The organism is Leptolyngbya sp. PL-A3 (assembly GCF_039962325.1).
Lineage (GTDB): Bacteria > Cyanobacteriota > Cyanobacteriia > Elainellales > Elainellaceae > Vacuolonema.
In genome coordinates, this window is sequence record NZ_JAMPLB010000076.1 from 24,100 (window position 1) to 30,099 (window position 6,000).

Sequence of the window (6,000 nt, forward strand, 5' to 3'; positions counted from 1 at the left end):
TATCTCACGTCCGCTAAGAGTCTACAATTTTGTGTATTCCAGCGATGGATGACGCGCTCCATTGAAAGTAGAGGAGCACCTCCAACTAAAGTTGGAATCAAGCTGCCCATTAAATACAATCTATAAACTAACAAGCCCTCGTTTAACCGCAACAATAACGGCTTGTGTGCGATCGCTCACTGCTAGCTTGCTCAGAATATGCGTCACATGTGATTTGACAGTACTTTCACCAATTGTTAGAGCAGTTCCGATATCTTGATTACTTAATCCCTGTGCCATCAACCGGAGCACATCTAACTCTCGTTCACTAAGTGCTGGATTACTCATTCGTTCCACCAGCTTTCTACCCACAGTTGGAGAAACATACTGCTGGCCGCTATAAACCATGCGAATAGCATTCAAAAGTTCGTTCGGTTTAGCGTCTTTAAGTAGATATCCCTGCGCACCTGCCTGTAATCCCCGATAAATATCTTCATCCCCATCATAGGTCGTTAGCACAATAATTCGAGCTGACTTAAATTCAGCACGAATTGCAGCAATAGCTTCAACTCCTTCCATTATTGGCATTCGTAAATCCATTAAGGTTATATCGGGCTGGTATTCACGGTACAGATTGAGCGCCTGTTGCCCGTTCTCTGCTTGAGCAATCACTGTCATTTCTGGATCGTAGTTAATGATGTTTGCTAATCCTTCTGCAACAAGGGAGTGATCGTCAACAACCAGAATTCGAATTTTAGCCGATTGACTCATCGTGATTTTCACTCCCGCTTAGTGGTGATAGTAATTTCTGTCCCCTGCCCAAGTTGGCTTTGAATCGTGAGTTGTGCACCGATCTGTTCTGCTCGTTCGCTCATTCCTAACAAGCCAAAACCACCAATCGATGAGATACTACCAACTCCAAAACCTTGTCCATCATCTTTAACACGCAAAAGACAATGAGCCTCTTCGTACACCAATTCAACCCAGATTTTATCAGCGTTAGAGTATTTGATAGCATTTGTTAAAGACTCCTGCGCAATCCGAAGTAAGTGGTTTTCCACCTCGCTTGGTAAGGAGTAGGCTATACCCTTACTTTCGTAGATCAACGTAGTTTTGGTTGTTGATTGCATCTGAGTCACGAGGCGATGCAGCGCACTCTGTAAATTGCCCTTTTCTAATAACTGGGGGCGCAGTGCTGCCACTGAACGACGAGCTTCCGTAAGTCCCGTTCGGGCCAGTTCATCGATCCTTTCCAGCCTTTCCAACTGTATTTGGGTAGATGCTGACTCGTTTACTAGCATTTGTGTCATCGATCCGACATTGAGCAAAATACCTGTAAAAGCTTGCGCTAAGGTATCGTGAATTTCCCGTGCCATACGGTTGCGCTCCTCTAAGATGGAGGCTTCCTCAGCCCGTTTACGATCGCTGATGTCGAGAATGACACCTAACATTCGCATAGGCTGTCCAGCTTCGTTATAAATGCCTCGACCTCTGCCAAACAGCCAATGAATACTACCATCCGGGTGAATCACTCGATACTCAGCTTCGTAGTCAGTATGAGTCTTCAGCGCTTTAGCAACAGCTTGCTCAACTCGGTCAACATCTTCTGGATGAACTCGATCGCGCCATACTTCGTAGCTGCATTCTACTTCGTTGGGAACTAATCCCAGCAATCGAGAGTGATTATCATTCCACTCTGATGTATTCTCCACGATATTCCAGTCCCAATTACCGATGTGGGTGAAGTCTAGGGTTAGCCTGCGTTGCTCCTCGCTGTGTCGTAGCGCATTTTCAACTCGTTGGCGCTCTTCAATCTCTTGAGAAAGCAGCATTGTCCGCTCAGTAACTTGTCGTTCTAGCGTTTGGTTGTAATCAGCTAGGAGCCGCTCAGCTTGTTTGCGCTCTGTAATGTCTTGAAAGCTTGTAATCGCGTAAGTCACATTGCCCTGTTCGTCAAACACAGGCGTGCTCCACACCTCTACTGGAATAATGGTGCCGTTCTGGTGAAAGTCTATATCGTTCACTGTGCTACGTTCGCCGCTCAACGCGCGCATGGATGGCAATCTCTCGATCGGATAGGGCTGCTTTGTTCCTGCTAGATAAACTTGATAAGCTTCCGAAAGTTGGTCTAGGGGCACAGACGGATCACTTCCTTTGCCGACGAGCTGAGTTGCCCGTTGATTAAAGTAGTAGGGACGACCTACCGCATCAAATACAGCAATTCCGACCGGAACAGCTTCCAGGAATTGGGCCATCTGACTTTTGCTGGCGCATAGTGCTGAGTAGAGCCTGGCGTTTTCGATCGCAATTGCAGCTTGAATAGAGAGTAGATTGAGAAGTTGCGATCGCTCTGGTGTAAATACTCCCGTTGCCAATTGATTTTCCAAATACAACACACCAACAAACTTGCTTTGATTTAACAGTGGTAAACACAAGACTGATCGAGGTTGATGATGTTGAATATAAGAATCATTGATAAAATCACCTTCACGAGTTGCGTCGTTTAAGATGATTGGCTCACGAGTTCGAATAACATATTGAATGATGGATTCGGGCAATCGACCTGACATTGGAAGAGATTGTAGCACTCGCGTTGCGCAGGTACTCTCCTCCGCATGAAGCTCACAAGCAGCCTCAATTACCCATTCTTCTTCACTTTCTAGAATCAAAAATCCGGTTTGTGCACCGGCGTTCTCAATTAAGATCCCCATTAAAAAAGTGAGCAATTGCCCCAACTCAATTTCACGAGAAATTGCTTGTGATGCTTTTATGACTGTCGCTAAATCGAGAGCAATATCTGAGGAATTGGAAGTGGTGCTAGCAGTAGTACGAATTGGTGGATTAGTTTTATCCAACAACTGAGGAAATAGCTGTGGGTAGCGGATTTCTAAATCTTTAACCTTTGCAGCTGCACCCCATCGGGTATAGGCATAATGTGCCTCTTGCATATAAGTGCGAGCAATTCTGGGTCGATTTCGCTCCCAGTAGAACTTAGCTGCCAACTCATACGCTAATGCTTCTTCCTGAATAAATTTGTTTTCAGCCGCACCTGCGATCGCCTGTTCATAAAACTCTTCCGCTTCCAGTACTTGCCCCAAAACTCGCGCTTTCTCTGCCTCAACCAAATGAAATTTGTGCAAATAATTCATTGGGGCATAATCTGCCCGTTTCTGCAGTTTTTGTTGATTAGTATTGACACACTCTAGATAGCGCTCTCTATCGGGTGCTGCTGCCTTCGCTAGAAGACTCAATAACGTTAGAGAATGATAGAAATAGAATAACGGCACAACTAACATTCCTGCCGCAGAATACAAATGCTGTTCCATTAAAATTGCAGTTTGGGCTGATTGCTCGTACTCCGCAAGAAGATAAAGAAGGATAATCTTGTTGAGCAACAAGAAGTGAATTCCATCTGCACTATCGATGCCAACCGCTGAATTTGATAGTACTCGGTCTCCGTAATATATTGGGCCCATTAATCGGCTTGGGTTGTCAGACCGACCTAACAAATTAAGAACTGTTTGCCTCAGTATGGCAAGCCAGATAGAAGGATTTTCTCGCCTAATTTGACTAACTGCTTTACTATAAGTTGCTGTTTCTTGTTCTAATGCTGTAAGCTCCTGGCCAGCAAAAAATGAGGAGTAACACAGATGAAAGGCAGAATAACCAGCAAACTCAAAATCTCCAATCTCCACGCCTCTTTGATAGCCGTTTCGCAGAAAAGACAGGCTTTCCCCCAGATGTTCCTTCCAATGAATGACATGAGTGCCCAAAACTTCAAACACCTTAGCATCACATTCATTAATATTTAGTTTTTCTAGCAACCTTAAAGCTAATTTCCCAAATTGATACCCCCGCTCAATGTCTTGAGTTACTTCACATAGGACAAATCCATAAGCTGCATAACCTAATGGTGACCAGGGAGCATTTCCATAACTGAGCGATAGGTTCACCATTCTGCACACAATCAGGATTAATAGGGCTGGTGACACCATAAATGCAGAAGCCACAATACTTGCCAGGATGTGAATCGCTGCTAGTGGTTCAGGTCCGCTCATCTCCGGTAGTTCAATCAAACCCTCAATTTCCTGCCCGGCGAGTCGTGAAGCTGTTTCCGCTAATCCTGTTTGAACATCCAACTGAGTTGGAGCTTGCACTAGGCTAACTCTCAATAGTTGCAAGACTTCCAGGCCAATTTCTAGAGCTTCTCTAGGATCCCCTTGCGATAGGCATGCTTGAATCCTGCTATTGTAGACTTTCACCTGATCGAGCACGGTTTTTGCATGGTTGAGTACATCTTTGACAAGCCGCTCCATTTCGTCAAAGTGACCACTTAGGTATGCGGCCTCTGCTGCCTCTGAATGCAATGATAAGGTTAGGTCATACTCGCGCTGCCAGCTCTCCATATTCAAAAGTTTAAGTCCTACATTGAAATACTTGAAAGCTGCTTGATAAGCATTTGCTGTCAAGGCTTTTTGACCTGCTTGCAAATTCAGTTTGGCAATTTCATTCCGTTCAAGTTGGTCGGTAACTAACTCGATTCCAGAATTGAGATGATCAACAATTTCAAACAACCGCTCTGCTCGCTGCTTTAATGGAATCTTTTTGAGTAGATTGCGACCAATTTGTAAATGAACTACCTGTTTCTGCGGCTCATCGATGAGAGCATAAGCAGCTTGTTGGACACGATCGTGCAAGAACTTATAGTCTTGAACGAATAGGTTTTCATCTAATTCGGATAGCGGCTGAATTAATCCAGCTTGAATTGCTGCTAATAAATCTAAGGAAACTAATTCAAGGGATTTCTCATCCGCGATCGCGACTGTCTCTAAATCAAATTCAGCACCCACACATGCTGCTAGTTGGAGAACATGCTGCGTATTCTCAGGCAACTTCTTTAACTGGTTCAGCAGCAACTCCACGACATTATCAGTAATATTTTGAGTCTGGATTTGAGCCATATCCCACTGCCAGCATAAGCCTTTTGCATCAAAGCTCAGCAGCTTTTCGCCATATAGCATTCTCAAAAACTCACCCACAAAAAAAGGGTTACCCTCCGTCTTCCGCAGCGCTAACTCACCCAAGGGGCGAATGGTGCCTAGATTTTGCCGCAATGTCTCAGCAAGTAACTGACTCAATGGCTCCAGCGTTAAAGGTTTTAGAACAACTTCCTGGAATACAATTTCTTGTTTTCGTAATTGATCCAGCATTAATGCGAGTGGATGAGTTGAGTCTACTTCGTTGTCTCGATAAGCTCCAATTAAAAAGAGATGCTGGGTTTGATCATCCAGCATGATTAATTCAATTAGCTTAAGCGTTGCCGAATCTACCCATTGCAAATCATCGAGAAAAATGACTAAAGGATGTTCCTTTGAACAAAAGACGCGGATAAACTGTTGAAAAACTCGATTAAATCGGTTTTGAGCTTCCGCTGCACCAACTTCCGGTACAGGGAGTTGCTTGCCAATAATCAGTTCTACTTCGGGAATCACATCGACGATCAGTTGACCGTTGCTGCCTAATGCGGTGAGAAGACGTGATCGCCACTGTTGCACCTGTTCTTCAGGTTCACTCAGCAGTTGTTGTACCAACTTTTGGAGAGCGTGAGCGATCGCACTGTAGGGAATATTGCGCTGAAACTGGTCAAACTTACCAGAGACGAAGTAACCCCGCTTGGCAGTAATCGACTTGTATAGCTCTTGTACAAGCGCAGATTTGCCAACTCCGGAGTAACCAGATATCAACATCATTTCACAATGCGAGGAGGCAGTGGATTCTTCTCCCTGTTCCTTTTTCCCTTTTTCCCTCCCCGTCGCTCGGTCAAACGCTGCCAGTAACGCTGCAACCTCTGCTTCACGCCCATAAAGCTTTTGGGGAAGATGAAACTGTTCCGAAACATCCTGAAGCCCTAGTGGTCTGTCAGCTTTATTTTGAGGGGTAACTAAACGATAATGGATGAAAGCTCGTCTCCCCCTTTAACAGCATGGCAAAAAAGAAATACATCGTAGCTCTGACTGAGCA

Annotated in this window: 1 protein-coding gene and 1 pseudogene; both read right to left on the minus strand. The window is 44.8% G+C overall.

Features of this window, described 5'->3' with window-relative positions:
• Positions 1-120: 120 nt before the first annotated feature.
• Positions 121-750 (minus strand): response regulator transcription factor, encoded by a 630-nt coding sequence (locus NDI52_RS30070; protein ID WP_190769878.1) that lies wholly within the window; start codon positions 748-750, stop codon positions 121-123.
• A gap of 8 nt (positions 751-758) precedes the next feature.
• Positions 759-5,891: pseudogene (locus NDI52_RS30075) on the minus strand (AAA family ATPase); the annotation flags it as partial.
• Positions 5,892-6,000 lie beyond the last annotated feature (109 nt).